The following is a 21,215-nucleotide window of genomic DNA, read 5'->3' on the forward strand; positions in this document are numbered from 1 at the left end:
TGCTCTTCCCGGTCTTCGCCGGTCTCTGCCGGACCCCGGTCGGTCCCGCTCGGACCCCGCCGGTCCGTGGGCCCTGTGCGGCGTTGCCGCTCCCCCAACGTATTCCACGCCGCCGTCGCGGGCGAGGAACACGGCATTTACCCGCCCCCGGCGCACCCTCGGCCCCTATTTCCCGGATTTGCGGAAATCCCCAGCTCAGCGGATGGAAGAGCGCGGAATTCCAAGACCCTCCGCGCGCACTTCCCCGCGCACAGGAGAAGCACAGCCGGAAGGCCGGTCGGAAGGCCGGCGAAGAGTGCCCGGCGTACAGGCTCCGTTCACACGCCGGATTCCACGCCGCGGAAGCCGAACACACGGGCGCACTCGGATCGTTCCCTGTGTCCTGCAATGGGCTTATGCTTCTGACAGCTTCTCCTCTCGTATGCATCCACCCTCCTGGGGCCGGTGGGGCGAGTTCCGTCCGCATGCCTGACGATGCGTCACAGAAGTCGGCGTCGGGCCAGCGTCCGCCCTGCCCGGACCCCCGGAAGTGACCCCCGGTGCACGCGGTGAGGACGGGGTGAAAACCGGCTCTGACCTGCACCGAGGCAGGTGAGACGGGGGATCCTGCGTACCGCTCTAGTGTCGATGCAAATTTTGGGCTTAACTTATGGACATGACCTCCCCCCGCAGTAGCTACGGCGGCGGCTACTACACCGCACCCTCCTACCCGGACACACCGATCTACGACATGCTCGTCGCCGAGCGGGGCACGCCGCAGATCGCTCCTATCAGGGTGCCCGCGGAATATCAGGCGGGGAACTCACTGCCCGCGCTGCCGCCCGCACTGCCCGCGCTCCCCTCGGGGCCGAGCCATCAGCCGCAGCACCACACCCCTCCGCACGGCTATCCCTCGCAGGGCTATGCGCCCGTTCCGCAGCAGCCCGTGCCGCAGCCTTCGCCGCTCCAGCAGGCTCCCGCGCCGTACATCCCGCAGCAGGCGCCTCCGCAGCGGGGTTATCAGGACCCCCGGCAGCAGCAGCCTCCGCAGCAACAGCCCCAGCAGCACCCGCAGATGCGCCCCGTGGCCCCGCCGCGGCCCGGCGCACCCCGCCCCGCAGCGCCCCGTCAGATGCCGGGCCCCTACGAGGACCCGTACGGCGGTGGCGGCCAGTACCCCGGCCAGTATCAGGGACGCGGTTACTGACGCACACGTTCACCGGGCCCCGTCCGCCGGGTCCCGGGCTTTCGGTCAACTGTCAGAGCCGGGTGACAGGATGACTGTATGAGGTCACCAAGGCTGGCAGCGCTGCACGTTTACCCGGTGAAGGCACTCGGCGGCACAGCACCCGCCGGGGCGACGGTCGAGCCGTGGGGGCTGGCCGAGGACAGACGCTGGCTCCTGTCCACGCCGGACGGCCGCAAATTGCTGACGCAGCGCGAGCAGCCCCGGCTCGCGCTCGCCTCGGCCGAGCCCCTGCCGGACGGCGCCGTGCGGTTGACGGCTCCGGGCATGGAACCGCTGGAGGTCGCCGTTCCCCCCGTCGGCCGGGGGACCACCGTCGTCGCGGTCTGGCACAGCAAGGTCGAGGCGGTGCCCGCCGCGGAAGCGGCGAGCGCGTGGCTGTCCGCGTATCTGGACACCGAGGTCCGTCTCGTGCACCTGGACGCGCCCGAGCACCGGCGCCCGATCGATCCCCGCTACGCCGAGCCGGGCGAGACCGTCTCCTTCGCCGACGGCTTCCCCCTGCTGCTGACCACCGTCTCCTCCCTCGACGCGCTCAACTCCCTGATCGCCCAGGGCGATCACGCCGACGAGGGCCCGCTGCCCATGAACCGCTTCCGCCCCAGCCTCGTCATCGAGGGCACGCCGCCCTGGGCCGAGGACGAGTGGCGCAGGATCCGGGTCGGTGAGGTCACCTTCCGCGTGGCGAAGCCCTGCGGGCGCTGCGTGGTGACCACCACCGACCAGTCGACGGCCGAGCGCGGCAAGGAGCCGCTGCGCACCCTGGCCCGCCACCGTCGCTTCGGTGACCATCTGGTATTCGGCCAGAATCTGATACCCGAGCGTACGGGCAGGGTGCGCAGCGGGGACTCGTTCGAGGTGCTCGCCTAAGCAGGCCCTGCCTGGTTCGGCGGCCCCTCCTCGTCGGTTCCGCTCTCGTCCAGGAGCCGGGAGCGGATCAGGAAGCGGAAGCCTTCCGGCGCCTCCAGCGAGAAGCCGCTCCCCCGCCCGGGGACCAGGTCGACGGTGAGGTGGGTGTGGCTCCAGTAGGCGTACTGGCTGGCGGACATCCAGAACTGCACCGGTTCCGGCACGCCCTCCACCGACAGCTCGCCGAGGAGGACGTCGGAGCCGCCGGTGCGGAACTCCCCGCGCTCGTAGCACATGGGGGAGCTTCCGTCGCAGCAGCCGCCGGACTGGTGGAACATCAGCGGCCCGTGCTTGGCGGTCAGTTCGCGGAGCATCCCGGCCGCAGCCTCGGTGACCGCGACGCGCTCCACCTGCCCGGTACGCGCCTGACTCTGCTCCTGGCCCGCCGTGTGCCCGGCGCCCTCCATCAGAAGAACCCGAGCTTCTTGGGCGAGTAGCTGGTCAGGATGTTCTTGGTCTGCTGGTAGTGGTCGAGCATCATCTTGTGGTTCTCGCGGCCGATGCCCGACTGCTTGTAGCCGCCGAAGGCCGCGTGCGCGGGGTAGGCGTGGTAGCAGTTCGTCCACACCCTGCCCGCCTGGATGGCGCGCCCGGCGCGGTAGGCGGTGTTGCCGTCGCGGGTCCATACGCCGGCGCCGAGGCCGTACAGCGTGTCGTTGGCCGTCGCGATGGCGTCGGCGAAGTCGGTGAAGGGGGTGACGGAGACGACGGGGCCGAAGATCTCCTCCTGGAAGACCCGCATCTGGTTGGAGCCCTCGAGGATGGTCGGCTGCACGTAGTAGCCGCCCTCCAGCTCGCCGCCGAGTTCCGCGCGGGCGCCTCCCGTCACCACGCGGGCGCCTTCCTTCTGCCCGATGTCCAGGTAGGAGAGGATCTTCTCCAACTGGTCGTTGGACGCCTGCGCGCCCACCATCGTCTCGGTGTCGAGCGGGTGCCCCTGGACGATCCGCTCGGTCCTGGCCGTCCCCGCCTCCAGGAAGCCGCGGTAGTGGCCCTGCTGGATGAGGGCGCGGGAGGGACAGGTGCAGACCTCGCCCTGGTTGAGGGCGAACATCGTGAAGCCCTCCAGCGCCTTGTCGTAGAAGTCGTCGCTGTCGTCGGAGACGTCGTCGAAGAAGAGGTTGGGGCTCTTGCCGCCCAGTTCCAGGGTGACGGGCTTCAGGTTCTCCGAGGCGTACTGCATGATCAGCCGCCCCGTCGTGGTCTCGCCCGTGAAGGCGACCTTGGCCACACGCGGGCTGCTGGCCAGCGGCTTGCCCGCCTCGGCGCCGAAGCCGTTGACGATGTTGACCACGCCGGGCGGCAGCAGGTCGGCGACGAGGCTCATCCAGTAGTGGACGGAGGCCGGGGTCTGCTCGGCGGGCTTGAGGACGACGGCGTTGCCCGCGGCGAGCGCGGGCGCCAGCTTCCAGACGGCCATCAGGATCGGGAAGTTCCACGGGATGATCTGGGCGACGACGCCCAGCGGCTCGTGGAAGTGGTACGCGACCGTGTCCTCGTCGATCTCGGAGAGGGAGCCCTCCTGGGCCCTGACGGCACCGGCGAAGTACCGGAAGTGGTCGATGGCCAGCGGGATGTCGGCGGCGAGCGTCTCGCGTACGGGCTTGCCGTTCTCCCAGCTCTCGGCGACCGCGAGCTGTTCGAGGTTCTCCTCCATGCGGTCCGCGATGCGGTTGAGGACCTGCGCGCGCTCCGCCGCGGGCGTGCGGCCCCACTGGCCGGCCGCCGCGTGGGCCGCGTCGATGGCGCGCTCCACGTCGTCGGCCGTGCCGCGGGCCACCTCCGTGAAGCTCCGGCCGTTGACGGGGCTGGGGTTCTCGAAGTAACCCCCTTGCTTGGGGGCGACGTAGGTGCCGCCGATCCAGTGGTCGTATCGCGACTGGTAGGACATGAGAGCGCCGTCGGTCCCGGGCGCGGCGTAGCGGCTCATTGTGCGGGCCTCCCCTGCCTCGATGTGCCCGCCTGCTGACGTCCGGCGGGGCGTCCCGCGTCCGTGATCAGTGATCAGTGATCCGTGACTCGATCGGTGATCCGTGGACGCCCTGCCACCGGCGGGCTCTTGTGCGGGACGTTAAGAGAGGCGACGTTGCGGATACGTTGCGCGGCGCGCGGGAACGCGCCCCTCGCGTCCGCCAGTGCGCTCGCCCGTTTCGGCCAGCCCGTAGGCGCGGCGCAACTGGCCCACCCGCGCGGCCAGGGTCGGCCGCAGCGGATCGCCGTCCAGACGGCTGCCGAGCAGCGCCTCCCACGCCTCCAGATCGTCCTCGCCCCACGGGCTGCGCACCCACGTCTCCAGCAGCGAGGCATCCCTGCGCGCCAGCAGCCTGCGCCGCATCCGGTCCTCCAGGAGCTGCCGCAGCCTGACGGCGCCGGGCGCCTCGGACGACGGGAGCAGTGGCCCGCGGTAGGCGGCGAGCGCGCCCGCGAGGTCACCGGCGGCGAGCGCGTCCGTGACGGTGTCGAAGTCCGTGGTCAGGCGGCGGCGCAGCCGGTAAGGGCGGGATTCGAGGAGCGGCCCGAGCAGTTGCCGCAGCCGGGAGAGTTCGGCGCGCAGGGTGACGGGCGTGACGTCGCGCTCCCCGTACAGTTCGAGGCTCAGCCGGTCCCCGGTGAAGCCGTCGGGATGTGCGGCCAGGAGCAGCACGATCTCGCTGTGTCTGCGGCCGAGACGCAGCGAGGGGCCGCCTCCGACGTGGAGCACCGCCTCGTCGCGGCCGAGGACTTCGAGCACGTCCGGGCTCTGCCGACCGGGTCCTGGCCCGGCTCCGGGTCCAGGGCCGGGGCCGAGTTCGGCGAGGTGGGCCTCGGCGGCGCGGGCCGTGGCCTGGACGAGGGCGAGGCTCTGCGGGGCAGCGAGGTGGTCGCCTCCCGTGATGTCGACGGCGCCGATGACGCGGTGGGTGCGCGGGTCGTGGAGGGGCGCGGCGGCGCAGGTCCAGGACTGGACGAGGCGGTTGTAGTGCTCGGCCGCGAAGATCTGCACGGCGTGGTCGACGGCCAGTGCCGTGCCGGGCGCGTTGGTGCCGACGAAGCGCTCGTCCCAGCGCGCGCCGGGCACGAAGTTCATGCGCTCGGCACGGCGCAGCACCTGTGAGTGGCCCTCGACCCACAGCAGGCGGCCCGTCTCGTCGCAGACGGAGAGCAGGTGGGCGCCGTCGTCGGCGATGGTGCCGAGCAGCTCGCGGAAGAGCGGCATCACCCGGGCGAGCGGGTGCTCCTCGCGGTAGGCGGCCAGATCGGCGTCGGCGAGTTCGACGCGGGCCAGCCGCTCCGGCTCGACGGCGGCTCCGGCACTGCGGCGCCAGGAGTCGGCGACCACGTGCCGCACGGGCGCGGTGATGGCGCCCTCCGTCAGAAACGCCTCGTGGGCACGGAGCACCTCTCCGGTCCGCTCGGCGGGATCCGACCCCGTTTCCAGCGCCAGCCATGGATTCAGCACCCTGTCATCGTGCCGCCGGGCAGGGCGGTCGGCAACGCTCTGCACCGAGTCATCACGGGGTGTGAACAAGGTGGGGGTGCGCGGGGAGCGTGCGGGTGCTTCCGGGCTCCGGTGCCGGGCGCCGCCGAGCCTCACCACCTCGTCGCGCCACCTCGTCGCGCCACCTCGTCGGCCCGCCCGGCGTCAGCCGCGCGGACCGGTCCTGACCCGTGTGTCAGCCGCGGCGCACCCTGGTACCCATCCCGCATGCACACGGACGCTCCCCTCACCACCCTCACCACCCTCACCGACGCCGAGACCCAAGGGCTGGACGCGCACTGGCGCGCTCTCAACTACCTGTCGGCCTGCCAGCTCTATCTGCGGGACAACCCGCTGCTCACGGAGCCGCTGCGACCCGAGCACATCAAGCCCCGGCTGCTCGGCCACTGGGGCACGGTCCCCGGCCTCGGTCTCGTCTACACGCATCTGAACCGGCTCGTCCGCGCCCGCGGCCGGGACGCGCTGTGCGTCTGGGGCCCGGGACACGGCGCCGCCGCCGTGCTGGCCGGAGCGTGGCTGGAGGGCACGTACGGGGAACTGGAGCCGGACCGCTCACGGGACGCGGCGGGCATGCTGCGCCTGTTCCGCGACTTCTCGCAGCCGGGCGGCGTCCCCAGCCACACGGCCCCCGGCGTGCCCGGCTCCATCCAGGAGGGCGGCGAGCTGGGCTACTCCCTGGCGCACGCCTACGGTGCCGCCTTCGACAACCCGGACCTGCTGGTGTGCGCTGTCGTGGGGGACGGCGAGGCGGAGACGGGCCCGCTGGCCGCCTCCTGGCACGCCGACAAGTTCCTCGACCCCGTGCACGACGGCGCCGTCCTGCCGGTGCTGCACCTGAACGGGTACAAGATCGCCAACCCGACGGTGCTCTCCCGCATCCCGGAGGACGAGCTGGACGCGCTGCTGCGCGGCTACGGACACGAGCCGCTGTACGTCACGGCCACGCCAGGATCCGATCCGGCGGACGTGCACCGCGCGATGGCGGCGGCGTTCGACGGGGCGCTGGACCGCATCGAGCGCTATCAGCGCGAGGCACGCGAAGGAGGCAAAGAGGCACGCGAAGGGGCCGGGCCGCGCCGCCCGTGGCCGATGGTCGTGCTGCGCGCGCCGAAGGGCTGGACGGGACCGCACGAGGTGGACGGCAAGCAGATCGAGGACACCTGGCGCGCCCACCAGATCCCGGTGTCCGGAGTGCGCGAGGACCCGGAGAAACTGGGCGAACTGGAGCGCTGGCTGCGCTCGTACCGCCCGGAGGAGCTGTTCGACGACGACGGCCGCCCGCGGGAACACGTGCTGGAGTGCGTGCCGGAGGGTGACCGCAGGCTGGGCGCGAGCCCGCACGCCAACGGCGGGCGGCTGCTGCGCGAACTGCCGCTGCCAGCGCTGGAGGAGCACGCCGTGCCCGTCGAGGCGCACGGGCGCGGCACGCACGAGCCGACCCGCGCGCTGGGCGGACTGCTGCGGGAGCTGATGTCTGCCACGGAGGGGCGGCGCGACTTCCGGCTCTTCGGCCCTGACGAGACCGACTCCAACCACCTCCAGGACGTGTACGACGCCACGCCGCGCACCTGGCAGGCACGGCAACTGGAGGGGGACGAGCATCTGGGCCCGCACGGGCGGGTGCTGGAGGTGCTGTCGGAGCATCTGTGCCAGGGCTGGCTGGAGGGCTATCTGCTGACCGGGCGGCACGGGCTGTTCGCGTCGTACGAGGCGTTCGCGCACGTCGTCGACAGCATGGCGGGGCAGCACGTCAAGTGGCTGCACAGCGCCCGCGAGGTGGCGTGGCGGCGGCCTGTCGCCTCCCTCAACTACCTGCTCACCTCGCACGCGTGGCGCCAGGACCACAACGGCTTCTCGCACCAGGATCCCGGCTTCATCGACCACGTCATGAACAAGAGCCCCGAGGTCGTCCGCGTCTATCTGCCGCCGGACACCAACACCCTGCTGGCCGTCGCCGACCATGTGCTGCGCACGCGGGACACCGTCAACGTCGTCGTCGCGGGCAAGCAGCCGTGCTTCGACTGGCTCGGCCTGGAGGAGGCGCGGGCGCACTGCGCGCGGGGGCTCGGCGTCTGGGACTGGGCGGGCACGGAGAGGCACGGGCAGGAGCCCGACGTGGTGCTGGCGTGCGCGGGCGACGTGCCGACGCAGGAGACGCTGGCCGCCTCCGCGCTGCTGCGCGAGCACCTTCCGGGGCTGTCGGTGCGGGTGGTGAACGTGGTGGACATCGCGCGGCTGATGCCGCTCACCGCGCATCCGCACGGGCTGCCCGACGCGGAGTTCGACGCGGTCTTCACCCGGGACCGGCCCGTCGTGTTCGCGTACCACGGCTATCCGTGGCTGATCCACCGGCTGGCCTACCGGCGCGCCGGTGGATCAGCTACGGGGCCGCTCCATGTGCGCGGCTACCGCGAGATGGGCACCACGACCACGCCGTTCGACATGGTGGTGCGCAACGACCTGGACCGCTACCGGCTGGTGATGGACGTCATCGACCGCACACCGGGTCTCGCGACGCGTGCGACGGCGGTGCGGCAGCGGATGGAGGACATGCGCACCCGGCACCGTTCCTGGATCAGGGAGCACGGCACGGACATGCCGGAGGTCGCCGGGTGGACGTGGTCCGGGCCCGAGGAGGAGTCCGGCGCCACGCACACGTGAGGCACCGTCACGCACAACACCGCGCCGGGGCCCGTGTTGCGGCCCCGGCGCGGTGTTCTGCGTGACAGGCGGCTCAGATCTCGACGTCCTCCAGGATGCCGAGCGCGTCGGGCACGAGCACGGCAGCCGAGTAGTAGGCGCTGACGAGGTAGGAGATCAGCGCCTTGTCGTCGATGCCCATGAAGCGGACGTTGAGGCCGGGCTGGATCTCGTCGGGGATGCCGGTCTGGTGGAGGCCGACGACGCCCTGGTTCTCCTGGCCGACACGCATGGCCAGCACGGAGCTGGTGTTGTCGGCGTTGACCGGGATCTTGTTGCAGGGCAGCAGCGGGATGCCGCGCCAGGAGCGCACGCGCGAGCCCTGGACCTCGGTCTCCGGCGGGTAGATGCCGCGGTTGCTGCACTCGCGCCCGATGGCCGCGATGGTGCGCGGGTGCGCGAGCAGGTACTGCGTCTTGCGGCGCCGCGAGATCAGCTCGTCCATGTCGTCGGGCGTGGGCGGGCCCGAGCGGGTGTGGATGCGCTGCTTGAGGTCGGCGTTGTGGAGCAGCCCGAACTCACGGTTGTTGATCATCTCGTGCTCCTGCCGCTCCCGCAGGGCCTCGACGGTGAGCCGCAGCTGCTCCTCGACCTGGTTCATCGGGTCGTTGTAGATATCCGCGACGCGGCTGTGGACCCGCAGCACGGTCTGCGCGACGCTCAGCTCGTACTCACGCGGCTTCAGCTCGTAGTCCACGAACGTGCCGGGCAGCGCCGCCTCGCCGACGTGCCCGGAGGACATGTCGATGTCGGCCTCGCCGCGCTTGTTCTGGCGCGGGACGGACCGTCCGAGATAGCTGTCCAGGTGCTGGCGCAGGGCCGGGGACTGCTGGGCCACCTCCTGGAAGGCGGAGGCCGGGAGGGCGAGCACCGTGCAGCGGGTGAGCGCCTTGAGGGTGTAGTCCCAGTCGCCGGGGTCGGGGGTGAGCGCATCGTCGCCCGCGTGGTCGCCGTCGGCGAGGACACCGAGGGTGACGGGCTCGTCGTACTTGCCGCTGCCCTCCTTCTGGAGCTTGCCGTGCGCGATGAGGAGCAGTTCGTCGGCCGTGCTCCCCTTGGTGACGACGGTGTCGCCCGCGCTGTACTCGCGCTGGTTGAAGCGGCCCGCGAGCGCCTCCAGTGCCCCCTGGTCCTCCAGTTCGCGCAGCAGGGGCAGTTCGCGCAGTTCGCTGGGGATGACGCTGATGTCGGCGCCCGTGTTCGAGAACTCGACCCGTCCGTCGCCCAGGGTGTGGGTGAGGCGCCGGTTCACGCGGTAGGCGCCGCCCGTCGTCTCCACCCAGGGGAGGATCCGCAGCAGCCAGCGGGTGGAGATCCCCTGCATCTGCGGGACGGTCTTGGTGGTGGTGGTGAGGTTGCGTGCTGCCGCTGTGGCGAGGCTCAGGTTCGGGGCTGCGGGCTGCGCTTCGGGCTGCGTGGTCATCGGGAGAGGACCTTCCGTGCTGTCGCTGTGGGAGTGCGGGCGGCGCGACGGGCCCGCGCGCGGTGCGGGGCCTGCCGGGGGAACTGGAGGGGCTACGGGCTACGGGGGCACGCGGTACGAGCTTCGTACGGCGCGGGGCGTGGAGCGTAGGGCGTGGGGAAACGGCCGGGCCGTCCGAATCCGGAGAAGAACCCGGAATTTCCGTTTTCCCGCGCTCCGCCGGAGCGCGCTGCCGCGGACACCGTGCGTGTCACCGTGGAGTATTCAGTGCCCGATCTCCACGTCCTCAAGAATCCCGAGCGCGTCGGGCACCAGCACGGCCGCCGAATAGTACGTGCTCACCAGGTACGAGATAATGGCCTTCTCATTGATCCCCATGAAACGGACGGAGAGCCCCGGCTGGTATTCATCGGGAATTCCGGTCTGGTGCAGGCCCACGACGCCCTGCTTCTCGCCCGTGCGCATGGCCAGGACCGAGGTGGTGCCGTCGGAGGTGACGGGGATCTTGTTGCACGGCAGGATCGGCACGCCGCGCCAGGCGGGCAGCGCGTGGCCCTCCATGTCCACGCTCTGCGGATAGATCCCCCGGCGGCTGTACTCGCGGCCGATCGCGGCGATGGCCCTGGGGTGCGCCAGGATGACGCTCGGGTCCTTCCAGACCGTGGCCAGCAGCTCGTCCAGATCGTCGGGGGTGGGCGCGCCCGAGCGGGTGTGGACGCGGTGCCGGTTGTCGGCGTTGTGCAGCAGGCCGAACTCCCGGTTGTTGACCATCTCGTGCTCTTGCCGCTCGCGCAGCGCCTCGATCGTGAGCCGCAACTGCTCCTCGACCTGGTTCATCGGGTGGTTGTAAAGATCGGCGACCCGGCTGTGGATGCGCAGCACGGTCTGCGCGACGCTCAGTTCGTACTCGCGCGGGCTCAGCTCGTAGTCCACAAAGGTGCCGGGCAGGGACGGTTCCCCCGCATGCCCGGCCGCCATCTCGATGGCCCGCTCGCCGTCCTCGGTGCGCTGCCCGGGGATGCTCTCGCGGTCCGACTCCACATGGGCGCGCAGGCTCTCGGTGCGGCCCGCGACCTCGTCGAAGTCCGCGCGGGAGAGGGTGAGGACGGTGCCGCTGGTGAGCGAGGTCAGGGTGTAGTCCCACTCCCCCGCCTCACCGGCCAGCCGCTCCGAGCCGGCGTGCTCGCCGTCCGCGAGGATGCCGAGGGTGGTCTCCTCGTCGTACTTGCCGCGGGCCGTCTTGCGCAGCTTGCCGTGTGCGACGAGGACGACCTCGTCAGCGGGCCGCCCGGCCTCGACGATGGTCTCCCCCGGCCGGAAATCCCGCTGCCGGCAGCGGGAGGCGAGGGCTTCGAGCGCCTCCGCGTCGTCGTAGCCGCGGAGCACCGGCAGCTCCGTCAGCTCCATCGGGATCACCCGCGTCTCGGAGCCCGTGGAGACGAAGTCCACGCGGCCGTCGCCGAGCGTGAGCGCCAGCCTCCGGTTGACCCTGAAGGCGCCGCCCGAAACCTGCACCCAGGGAAGGACCCTCAGAAGCCAACGGGAGGAAATCCCCTGCATCTGCGGGGGCGTTTTGGTAGTGGTCGTAAGATTTCGGGCCGCAGCAGTCGCAAGGCTGAGCTGCGCCTGCTCCTCCGTCCCCTCGCCGCCCGAATTCTGCTCTACCGCAGTCGCCATCGATACCGCCTATCTCCATACCAGTGCGAGGAATTCGCCCCCGCTGCGGCCACGAAACTAGTCCGGCCCGGAAAGAGCGGCAATCGCTCGAAAGAGTAGGCGGCTCCGGGAATGCTCACCGGCCAGACGGGGTAACCCTCGTCACCTGATTCCACATTCGACACATAGGGTGACACGGCACCCGTGTTGCTCACTGTCCGCGACAATTCCGGCCGCCGGGCGCACAAATGGATCACGGGTGCACGGGAAGACACGCCCCCGCAGCCCGTCGGCACGGCGCGACGAGTAAGGTCGGTTCCCTCGCGAGGGGGAACCGCGACCGGACCCGGGGAGGGCTGACCATGCCCCGGTGATTTCGCTCTCTTTGCGCCTCTCGCGCATGTACCGCACTCGGTGAGGTACGCACGAACGGGGAGAAGGGGGTGAGAGCTGTGCGTTCCATCGTCGGCCTGTGGCGGTGGCGCGGCAATCCGCTGTGCCGCCGCAGCGACCGCCGGGAAGCGTGGCTGGCCTTCTGGGCGGTGGTACTGATCGTCCTCGGAGCACCGCTCGTCGGCTGGCTCGGCACCGTCAAGGCACACGACGCGCTGCTCAGCACCGTCGAGCAGCAGCGGCAGAACCGCCACCAGGTGTGGGCCAGTGCGGAGAGCCTGGCGACCCGTCCCCCCGTGGACACCGATCCGGAGTCCGCAGCGGAGCCCGACACCCGGCGCCAGGTGACGGCCCGCTGGACAGGACCCGACGGAACCAGCCACTCCGGCACGGTTCGCGCGGGGCACGGCGTGCAGCCCGGTGAGCGCTTCCGCATCTGGACCGACGACCAGGGCCGCATCGCCTCCCGCCCCATGACGGAGCGCAGCGCGGGCTCGCACGCCGCGCTGGCCGGGCTGGCGGCGGCCGCGGGTACGGCCGGGGCGCTGGAGGCCGCGCGACGGCTCGCGATACGGCAGGTCATGCGACGGCGCTACGCGCGCTGGGACGCGGAATGGCAGCGCATCGGCCCCGACTGGGGCAGGACAGGCACCAGCAACTGAGCCGTCGCCGCTGTCACCGCTGTTCCCGTCGGCGGCGGTGCGCCGAAGTTGTGGGCAATCGTCCCGCCGACGTGTGCGTCTCCGCAGGGCGGCAAGCGTGGGACCCGTCAACCTGGTGGTCCGGCGCACGCTACGGTGGTGCCCAGCCAACGCGCGCAGCGATGCGCCTTAGTACGCACGAGGTTGGGGCACAACTCTCCATGGCACAGGGCTCGGTCCAGGTGACGCACGCCGGTACGTCGCGGTGGCGGCGGCGCACGGGAGAGTACGCCACCCTCTCGGCCGCCCTCGAAGCCGCGGCGGACGGTGATGTGCTCACCGTCGCGCCCGGCACGTACCGCGAGAACCTCGTCCTCGACCGCGCCGTCACCGTCCGCGGCCCGGAGCGCGCGGCGAGCGGCTCCGTGCGCATCGCCCCGGCCGACGGCGTCGCGCTGACCGTCCGCGCCTCGGCCGTCGTGCAGGACCTCCAGATCGAGGGCCAGGACTCCGCTTCCCCCGCGCTGCTCGTCGAGGACTGCGCCCCCGAGCTGAACGGGGTGCGGGTGATGACGCGTTCGGCCGCCGGGATCGAGGTGCGCGGCGGCGCCCGGCCCACGGTGCGGCGCTGCACCGTCGACAACCCGGCGGGGCTCGGCATCAGCGTGACGGGCGGCGCCGGCGGGGTCTACGAGGAGTGCGAGGTCGTGGCGGCCGGGCAGTCCGGGATAGCGGTGCGCGACGGCGCACACCCCCGCTTCGAACGCTGCCGCGTCCACCACGCGTCCGGCGCCGGGCTCTCCCTGCACGGTGAGGGCAGCGCCGCCGAGGCCGTGGGCTGCGAGGTGTACGAGATCAAGGGCAGCGGCGTGCAGGTCACCGCGCGCGCCACAGGCCATCTGACGGACTGCCAGGTGCACCGCACCTCGGCCGACGGCATCACCCTCGACACCGACGCCGTGCTCACCCTCGCCGACTGCGACATCCACGACATCCCCGAGAACGCCGTCGATCTGCGCTCGCGCTCGGTCCTCACCCTCACCCGCTCCACGGTGCGCCGCTTCGGCCGCAACGGCCTGTCCGTCTGGGACCCCGGCACCCGCGTGGACGCCAACAACTGCGAGATACACGAGAGCACGGGCGACTACCCCGCCGTGTGGGTCAGCGACGGCGCCACCGTGGTGCTGGACTCCTGCCGGGTGCACAGCGTGCCCGACGCGCTGTTCGTGCTCGACCGCGGCTCGCGGGCCGACGTCGTGGACAGCGACCTCACACAGGTGCGCGGCACGGCGGTCTCCGTGAGCGACGGCGCGACGGTCCAGCTCGACGACTGCCGGATCAGGGACGCCGCCACGGGCGCCTGGTTCCGCGACCACGGCAGCGGCGGCACCCTCGCCAACTGCACGGTGGACGGGGTCGCGACGGGCTTCATCGTCACCAAGGGCGCCGACCCCACTGTCGAGCGCTGCACGGTCACCTCGCCCGCCGAGGCGGGCTTCTACGTCTCGGCCGAGGGCCGCGGCACCTTCCACGGCTGCCGCGTCACAGGGTCCCAGGGCTACGGCTTCCACGTCATCGACGGCTGCCGCACGACGCTGCGCCGCTGCCGTACGGAGCGGTGCGCGCGCGGTGGCTACGAGTTCGCGGAGGAGGGCCCGACGGTCGAGGACTGCACCAGCGACGAGAGCGCCGCCGCCGTCTCCCCCGCCACCGACCTCGCCGCACCCGCGGCACCCTCGACAACGGGGCTGCTGACCGCGCCCGCCGCCGTACCGGCCCGTGCCACTGCCGAGGCGAAGACCGCAGGGCCCGGCGACGGCACGGCGCAGGGGCAGGGGCAGCCCGCCGAGGACGGCCCGTCGCGCCCCTCGTCGGAGGTGCTGGGCGAACTCGACGCGCTGGTGGGCCTGGAGAGCGTCAAGCGCGAGGTGCGCGCGCTCACGGACATGATCGAGGTGGGCCGCAGACGGCAGCGGGCCGGTCTCAAGGCGGCCTCGGCCCGCCGCCACCTGGTCTTCACCGGCTCCCCCGGCACCGGCAAGACGACGGTCGCGCGGCTGTACGGGGAGATCCTGCGCTCCCTCGACGTGCTGGAGCGCGGCCACTTGGTCGAGGTCTCCCGGGTCGATCTGGTGGGCGAGCACATCGGCTCGACGGCGATCCGTACGCAGGAGGCGTTCGACCGGGCGCGGGGCGGGGTGCTCTTCATCGACGAGGCGTACGCGCTCTCCCCCGAGGACTCGGGGCGTGACTTCGGGCGCGAGGCGATCGACACCCTCGTGAAGCTGATGGAGGACCACAGGGACGAGGTCGTGGTGATCGCGGCGGGCTACACGGCGGAGATGGAGCGCTTCCTCGCCGTCAACCCCGGTGTGGCGTCCCGGTTCTCGCGCACCATCACCTTCGGCGACTACTCGCCCGAGGAGCTGCTGAGCATCGTGGAACAGCAGGCCGAGGAGCACGAATACCACCTGGGCGAGGGCACGGGAGAGGCGCTGCTCAAATACTTCACCGTGCTGCCCAAGGGGCCCTCGTTCGGCAACGGGCGCACGGCGCGGCAGACGTTCGAGGCGATGGTGGAGCGGCACGCGGGCCGGGTCGCCCAACTGGGCGACCCGAGCACCGACGACCTCACGCTGCTCTACGCCGACGACCTGCCCGACTCGGTGGTCTGAGCCGCCGCCTCCCGGCGGCCTTCGGCGGCGCCCCTGGCCTCGGCGGCGCGGTTCTCCGCCTCCTTGGCCGCCACGTCCGGGTCCACCACCAGAGGGGGCTCGGCGACACCGGCCGTCGTCCCCGCCTCGGCCGTCCCCGCTCCCTTCGGATCCGCCGCGCTCGCCGACCGCTCCGGCTGGCGCGGCACGCCGCACAGCCCGGTCTCGACGGGCCGCCGCTCGCGCAGCCTGGCCAGCAGCCGGTCGCGTTCCTCGCCGAACGCGGGGTCCGCCTGGTACTCGCCGTGCCCCAGTATCGGCGCGGGCAGCGGCTGTTCGACGGTACGGCCGTAGGCGAGCGGGTCGAGCAGGGGTCCCCTGTCCACGTCGGGGCCCTTGCCGTTCGGCAGCCGCACGGGGCCGCCGATGGGATCGGTGAAGCGCCACAGGTTGCGCCAGCAGTCCAGCTCCCGGTGCAGGTCCCGCAGTTGCTGGGGGCCGAAGTAGGCGGGGAACCAGCGCCCGTAGAGCCGTTCCAGTGGCGAGCCGTACGTCAGCAGGGCCACATGGCGGCGCGTGACCGGGTCGAGCTGCCAGATGGCCGCCGCTGACAGGACGCTGCCCTGGGAGTGCCCGGAGAGCACGAGCCGTCCCCCGGTCTGCTGGGTCCACATGCCGATGCGCCAGGCCAGGTCGGGCACGGCGCGCTCGGCGTAGCAGGGCGGCGCGAAGGGGTGCGCGGCGCGGGGCCAGAAGGTGCCCACGTCCCAGAGGATGCCGATGGTGCGGCGCGCCGAGGGGTCGCGGTAGGCGCGGCGGCCCCAGGTCAGCAGGAGCAGGAACGCGAAGCCGATCAGCCAGGAGCCGAGCGCCTGCACGGTCTCGGCGAAGCCGTCGACGATGGCGGGCAGCCCGTCGGCCGCGCGCCCCGGCACCTCGCCCGTGGTCCAGGCGCCGAGCACGGCGAGGCCGCCGAGCAGCAGCGTGATGAGGGCGACGGTGCCCACCAGCCAGGGCGCCGAGTCGGTGAGCCCCGCACGCGATACGGCACCGGCGATGCGGCGGGAGCGGGTGGCGTCGGGCACCACGCCCGGGTAGCCGCGCTCGACGTCCTCGGTCAGCGCGCCCGCCTGCCGCCACACGTGGACGCCGAACCAGCACACCAGCACCAGGACGGCCGCCAGCAGCAGCGGGATGACGGATGCCTGCCAGCTCAGCACCGTGGGCGGGCCCTCCAGGTGGGCGCCGCGCATGCCGGGGGTGCTGGAGCCTCCGTCGAGCCAGTCGCCCATGCGCTGTGCGACGCCGCCCGACATGATCCCGCCCAGCCCGCAGGCAAGCATGGCGACCGACGCCGAGCCCAGCCCCTTGAGCGCGGTGCGCGCGACGGGGCGCTGCGAATACAGGAGAAGGCCCAGGGCGCCGAGGGCCACGACGAGGGCGCCCTGGAGGACGGCGATGACGCCGAACGTCTCGTCGCCGGGGAGTTCGCCCCCGGCCGAGACCCAGCCGGGGCGGGACCAGAGCGCGTGGCCGACGGCGAGCACCAGCACGGCGACGGAGGCGCCCGGCAGGGCCCTGACCGCCAGTTCGTCGACGCGGTCGTCCGGACTGCTCTCCTTGCGGCCCCTGCTGCACACCACGTACAGGACGCACAGCGCACCGGCCACGGCCAGCAGCCCGATCGCCCAGCCCGCCGCGTTCAGCGCGGCGCTGCCGCCCGGCTCGCCGTCGTGGCGGGTGGTGGCGGCCGTCAGCGCGGCGGCGACGGTGAGGAACCCGGCAGCGGTGTGCGCGGCACGCAGCCGGGCGACGAGCCGCTTGCCGTACCAGAAGCCGGGCAGGCAGAGCGCGGGCCTGCCGTCGGCGGCGCAGTCGTCCTCGTCGATGGGCTTCTGGAGCGGCGGCTGCGACTCGTAGGCGCTCCAGGTGCGGTGCGAGAGCCACCACAGCAGGACGGTGAGCGCGACGGGCAGCAGCGCCGCCAGGGCGAGGCGGCGGCCCGGCTGGCTCCACCAGCCGCCGTTGCCCGCGCGGTCGGCGGCCATGAAGCCGAGCCAGGAGTGGTCGGCCACGCACAGGGACGCTCCGGCGCACTGCCAGGCGACGAGGTCGAGCGCCACCTCGCAGGCGGCGGCGACGAGCAGCACCGTCAGGCTGAGCGAGAGCAGCCGCACCAGGACGCCGTGGACCCGCACGGCCTTGCGGCTGCCTCCGGCGGCGGGGCGCATCCAGTGCGCGAGGTTGGCGACCATGAAGGGCAGCAGGAGCAGCCAGAGCGCGCGGGCGCCGTTGCCCGAGGTGAGGTTGCACCAGGAGTACGCCTCGGGCACCGGCTTGTCGGTGTAGTCGCCGGGGCGGGCTTCGGCGTCCATGTCCTCGCCGCGCCGGTAGACGGCTGCGGTGGCGTCCCCCGTGACGCGTTCGGGGAAGGGGGCGTCGAGCATCTCGTCGGGCGTGGTGCCGCCGACGCCGTGGACGAGGAGTTCGAGGTTGAGCCCGGAGGCGTCGGGCCCGGGAGCGGGTTCAGGGCCGGGCCGGGAAGCGGGCCGGGGAGCGGAGGGGGCGGGAGGCGGTTCGGAACGCGTCGCCGAGGCGTGGGAGTGCTTCTTGTCGGAATGCATGCTGATGGTCCCCCGAGGTCTGTGGCTGTGATCGCCTTCCAGGATCGCTTCCCCGTACCGTCGCGCGCATCCCCTACCGGTGAAGGTGCAGCGAAATCGTCACTCGCGCGGCGGCCCTGCCCCCATGGGAGGATGAGCGCGACCGACGTGCGGGTGACGAAGGGACTATGGCGCGGTGAGCGACAACCAGAACCTCCTCGCGGAGCAGCGGCGGGCGCTCATCCTCGAAGAGGTGCGCCGCCGTGGCGGGGCGCGGGTCAACGAACTGACCCGCAAGCTGAACGTCTCGGACATGACGGTGCGCCGGGACCTGGACGCACTGGCCAGGCAGGGCGCGCTGGAGAAGGTGCACGGCGGTGCCGTCCCCGTCGCCGAGGCGAGCACGCACGAGCCGGGGTTCGAGGCGAAGTCGTCGCTGGAGCTGACGGCCAAGGAGGACATCGCGCGGGCCGCCGCCGCGATGGTCCAGCCGGGCAGCGCCATCGCCCTGTCGGGCGGCACCACGACGTACGCGCTCGCGCAGCACCTCATCGACGTCCCGGACCTGACGGTCGTCACCAACTCGGTCCGGGTGGCCGACGTCTTCCACACCGCGCAGCGCGCCGGGAGCGCCGTCCGCAATCCGCGCCCCGGCGCCGCGACGGTGGTGCTCACGGGCGGGGTGCGCACGCCGTCGGACTCGCTGGTGGGCCCCGTCGCCGACGCGGCGATCCGGTCGCTCCACTTCGACGTGCTCTTCCTCGGCGTGCACGGCATATCCGTCGAGGCGGGCCTCTCGACGCCGAACCTGGCCGAGGCCGAGACGAACCGGCGCTTCGTGGGCTCGGCCCGCCGGGTGGTGGTGGTCGCCGACCACACCAAGTGGGGGACGGTGGGCCTGAGTTCGTTCGCCACGCTGGACCAGGTCGACACCTTCGTGACGGACGGCGGGCTGCCGGAGGCAGAGCGCGCCGAGATCGAGGAGCGGCTGCCGGGGTTCGTTGTCGCGGGCGTCTCGGACCCGGCCTCGGGCAACGGCGGCAACGGCGCCGAGACGGCGGACCCCGACGGCGCGGACGACGCCGGTGCGGACGGAACGGGCGGGTTGCCCGGAGGCGCAGACATCTGACGGGGCCGGGGCTAGGGTGAGCGCGCCCGAACGGCAGACCCACCACAGGGGGTACGTCCATGGCGCGCCGACTGCGTCCCGTAGAGCTGGACTTCTCGGACACGGCGCCGGTACGGCTGTCCTTCACGGCGCAGCTCACGGCCGGTCCCGAGGCGGTGTACGTGGCGCTGGCCGAGGACGTCGAGAACTGGCCGCGCTGGTTCACGGCCGTCACCTCGGCGACGCCGACGGGCGGGGGCAGGGGCCGGGACATGCGGCTCAAGGGCGGCGGCTTCTTCTCCGAGACGATCATGGCGGCACACGCGCCCCAGCGCTACGCGTACCGGATGGACACGACCAACGCGCCCGGCATGCGCGCGATGCTGGAGGACTGGCGGCTGACGCCGACCGCCTCCGGCGGCACCGGCGTCCGGTGGACCATGGCGGCCGACGGCACGGCGGCGCTGCGGCTCGCGATGCGGCTGGCGAGGCCCGCCGTTGGCCGCGCCTTCCGCGACGCGATGCGCAACCTGGACCACCGCCTGGCCCCGGCGCGCGCCCCTTCGCGGGGGGCGGAATGAAATGGGGGGTTGCCCCGTTCGTTGGGGGTGTTGCGCGGGACGGTTCGCCGGTGTGGTGGGTGCCGTAGGGTCCCGCGCTGATTTTTGCGCTGCGGCACGGGGGCGCTGCGCTGGGCTGGGCGCCGTGTTCGGCTGCCTGGCCGGTGGCTTCGGCGCGGCGTGTGGTTGCGGTGCGTCGCGGCTGGCGCCGCGTGGTTCTTGGCTCGGGCCGGTGGTCGTGTGGGGTTGGTGTGTGGTGGGGGTCGGTGCCGCGGTGGGGTGTCTCCTCGGGCGGCGACAAGTGCGGGTCGGCTTTTCGTGCCTGCACATACTCGTCGCCACCACTTGCGGGGACACCCCACCACGTCCCCTCCCACCCGGTGGCCACCAGCAGGTCGGTGCCCCCTCGTCGCCACCACTTGCGGGGACACCCCACCACGTCCCCTCCCACCCGGTGGCCAACTCTCCGCCGGTTCCACTTGTTGTGGGCAAGCGTCCCGCTCGGCGAGGGGGCACCGCCCAGCGGTAGCTGGGGGAGGGTGGGCACAACCCACCCACCGGCCCGCAGCACGCGAACGAACCCCAAGGGGCACCCACAGAGCGCACCCCTACGAGAAACGGGCACCCCGTGAAGGGGCACACCAGCGTGAAGGGGCAACCCTGTGTTTCCTTGCGCGCCCCGCGAAGGGGGACCGTTAGCCGGGCCAGTCGCCCGTCGCGAGGAAGGTCTCGATCGCCTGCGCGTACGGGCGGATGTCCAGGTTCTGCTCGGCGAGCCAGGCGTCGGAGTAGTACTTGTCGAGGTAGCGGTCGCCCGGGTCGCAGATCAGGGTGACGACGCTGCCGGTGCGCCCCTCCGCGACCATCTCCGCGACGATCTTCAGCGCGCTCCACAGCCCGGTCCCCGTGGAGCCGCCCGCCTTGCGCCCGAGCGCCGTCTCCAGGGCCCGCGCGGCGGCGACGCTCGCGGCGTCGGGCACCTTCATCATCCGGTCGATGGCGGCGGGCACGAAGCTGGGCTCCATCCGGGGCCGACCGATGCCCTCAATGCGCGAGCCGCTGTCGCTGGAGACGTGGGGGTCACCCCGCACCCAGCCGTCGAAGAAGCAGGAGTTCTCGGGGTCGGGCACGCAGACGCGGGTGTCGTACTGCATGTACCGCACATAGCGGGCGATGGTCGCCGAGGTGCCCCCGGTGCCCGCAGTGGCGACGATCCAGGCGGGTTCGGGGAAGCGCTCGCGGCGCATCTGGTCGTAGACCGACTCGGCGATGTTGTTGTTGCCGCGCCAGTCGGTGGCCCGTTCGGCGTAGGTGAACTGGTCCATGTAGTGCCCCCCGGACTCGGCCGCCAGCGCGGCCGAGACCTCGTACACCGTCCGGGGGTCGTCCACGAGATGGCACCGGCCGCCGTGGAACTCGATCAGCCGGGTCTTCTCCGGGCTCGTCGTGCGCGGCATCACCGCGATGAAGGGCACCCCGATCAGCTTCGCGAAGTACGCCTCGCTGACGGCCGTGGAGCCGGAGGACGCCTCGATGACGGGCCTGCCGAGGCGGATCCAGCCGTTGCACAGGCCGTACAGGAAGAGCGAGCGGGCCAGCCGGTGCTTGAGGCTGCCCGTCGGATGGGTGGACTCGTCCTTGAGGTAGAGATCGATGCCCCACCGCTCGGGCAGCGGGAAGGACAGCAGATGGGTGTCGGCACTGCGGTTGTTGTCGGCCTGGACCCTGCGGACGGCTTCCTTGAGCCAGCTCCGGTAGTCGGGGTCGCTGCGGTCCACGTCAACGGTGGGTACGGCGGTGGGGGGCGGGACGACTTCCTGGCTCACAGCGGGCTGTCCTGGCCCGGATGCCGCTGCCGGTTCGGT

At 72.2% G+C, this 21,215-nt stretch carries 14 protein-coding genes; 7 read left to right on the top strand and 7 right to left on the bottom strand.

The window, feature by feature from the left end; translation table 11 throughout:
* The first annotated feature begins 655 nt into the window (after positions 1-655).
* Together ACYVOO_RS07515 and ACYVOO_RS07520 are read left to right on the top strand one after the other, a co-directional pair.
* Complete coding sequence (locus tag ACYVOO_RS07515; protein ID WP_461014840.1) at positions 656-1,186, top strand: DUF6643 family protein; 531 nt, start codon at positions 656-658, stop codon at positions 1,184-1,186.
* Between the two features lie 78 nt (positions 1,187-1,264).
* Positions 1,265-2,095: an MOSC domain-containing protein gene (locus ACYVOO_RS07520; protein ID WP_461014841.1), complete on the top strand. Its 831-nt coding sequence runs from the start codon at positions 1,265-1,267 to the stop codon at positions 2,093-2,095.
* Here the strand turns inward: ACYVOO_RS07520 and ACYVOO_RS07525 are convergent.
* From ACYVOO_RS07525 to ACYVOO_RS07535, 3 genes are all read right to left on the bottom strand, one after another.
* Complete coding sequence (locus tag ACYVOO_RS07525; RefSeq protein ID WP_461014842.1) at positions 2,092-2,541, bottom strand: DUF779 domain-containing protein; 450 nt, start codon at positions 2,539-2,541, stop codon at positions 2,092-2,094. The genes ACYVOO_RS07520 and ACYVOO_RS07525 overlap by 4 nt on opposite strands.
* Positions 2,541-4,064: an acetaldehyde dehydrogenase ExaC gene (exaC, locus tag ACYVOO_RS07530; RefSeq protein WP_461014843.1), complete on the bottom strand. Its 1,524-nt coding sequence runs from the start codon at positions 4,062-4,064 to the stop codon at positions 2,541-2,543. Before exaC ends, ACYVOO_RS07525 begins: the two co-directional genes overlap by 1 nt.
* A 141-nt stretch (positions 4,065-4,205) precedes the next feature.
* Positions 4,206-5,573: a helix-turn-helix domain-containing protein gene (locus ACYVOO_RS07535; RefSeq protein WP_461014844.1), complete on the bottom strand. Its 1,368-nt coding sequence runs from the start codon at positions 5,571-5,573 to the stop codon at positions 4,206-4,208.
* Between the two features lie 246 nt (positions 5,574-5,819).
* Here ACYVOO_RS07535 and ACYVOO_RS07540 point away from each other — a divergent pair, with 246 nt between their 5' ends.
* Positions 5,820-8,273, top strand: coding sequence for a phosphoketolase family protein (locus tag ACYVOO_RS07540; RefSeq protein ID WP_461014845.1), 2,454 nt, complete (start codon positions 5,820-5,822; stop codon positions 8,271-8,273).
* A gap of 73 nt (positions 8,274-8,346) precedes the next feature.
* Here the strand turns inward: ACYVOO_RS07540 and ACYVOO_RS07545 are convergent, their stop codons facing one another.
* Entirely contained in the window at positions 8,347-9,735 is a 1,389-nt protein-coding gene (locus ACYVOO_RS07545) for a family 2B encapsulin nanocompartment shell protein (RefSeq protein ID WP_461014846.1), read from the bottom strand.
* Positions 9,736-9,999: 264 nt separating this feature from the next.
* Positions 10,000-11,412 carry a family 2B encapsulin nanocompartment shell protein gene (locus ACYVOO_RS07550; RefSeq protein ID WP_461014847.1) on the bottom strand — a complete coding sequence of 471 codons (1,413 nt, stop codon included), beginning with the start codon at positions 11,410-11,412 and terminating at the stop codon, positions 10,000-10,002.
* 422 nt (positions 11,413-11,834) lie between these two features.
* Between ACYVOO_RS07550 and ACYVOO_RS07555 the strand changes: the two genes are divergently transcribed.
* Complete coding sequence (locus ACYVOO_RS07555) at positions 11,835-12,446, top strand: Rv1733c family protein (RefSeq protein ID WP_461014848.1); 612 nt, start codon at positions 11,835-11,837, stop codon at positions 12,444-12,446.
* A gap of 200 nt (positions 12,447-12,646) precedes the next feature.
* Positions 12,647-15,100, top strand: coding sequence for a right-handed parallel beta-helix repeat-containing protein (locus tag ACYVOO_RS07560; RefSeq protein ID WP_461014849.1), 2,454 nt, complete (start codon positions 12,647-12,649; stop codon positions 15,098-15,100).
* On the opposite strand, the gene ACYVOO_RS07565 is transcribed toward ACYVOO_RS07560, so the two are convergent.
* A complete protein-coding gene (locus tag ACYVOO_RS07565; protein ID WP_461014850.1) occupies positions 15,067-17,703 on the bottom strand; it encodes a hypothetical protein in 2,637 nt (878 codons plus the stop codon). The two genes, ACYVOO_RS07560 and ACYVOO_RS07565, sit on opposite strands and share 34 nt — an antisense overlap.
* A gap of 175 nt (positions 17,704-17,878) precedes the next feature.
* Between ACYVOO_RS07565 and ACYVOO_RS07570 the strand changes: the two genes are divergently transcribed.
* Together ACYVOO_RS07570 and ACYVOO_RS07575 are read left to right on the top strand one after the other, a co-directional pair.
* Positions 17,879-18,811 carry a DeoR/GlpR family DNA-binding transcription regulator gene (locus ACYVOO_RS07570; RefSeq protein ID WP_461014851.1) on the top strand — a complete coding sequence of 311 codons (933 nt, stop codon included), beginning with the start codon at positions 17,879-17,881 and terminating at the stop codon, positions 18,809-18,811.
* Between the two features lie 59 nt (positions 18,812-18,870).
* Positions 18,871-19,371 carry an SRPBCC family protein gene (locus ACYVOO_RS07575; RefSeq protein ID WP_461014852.1) on the top strand — a complete coding sequence of 167 codons (501 nt, stop codon included), beginning with the start codon at positions 18,871-18,873 and terminating at the stop codon, positions 19,369-19,371.
* Positions 19,372-20,045: 674 nt separating this feature from the next.
* On the opposite strand, the gene ACYVOO_RS07580 is transcribed toward ACYVOO_RS07575, so the two are convergent.
* Positions 20,046-21,176, bottom strand: a complete 1,131-nt coding sequence (locus ACYVOO_RS07580) for a PLP-dependent cysteine synthase family protein (RefSeq protein WP_461014899.1) — start codon at positions 21,174-21,176, stop codon at positions 20,046-20,048.
* Positions 21,177-21,215: the final 39 nt, after the last annotated feature.

This window comes from Streptomyces daliensis (assembly GCF_054782395.1).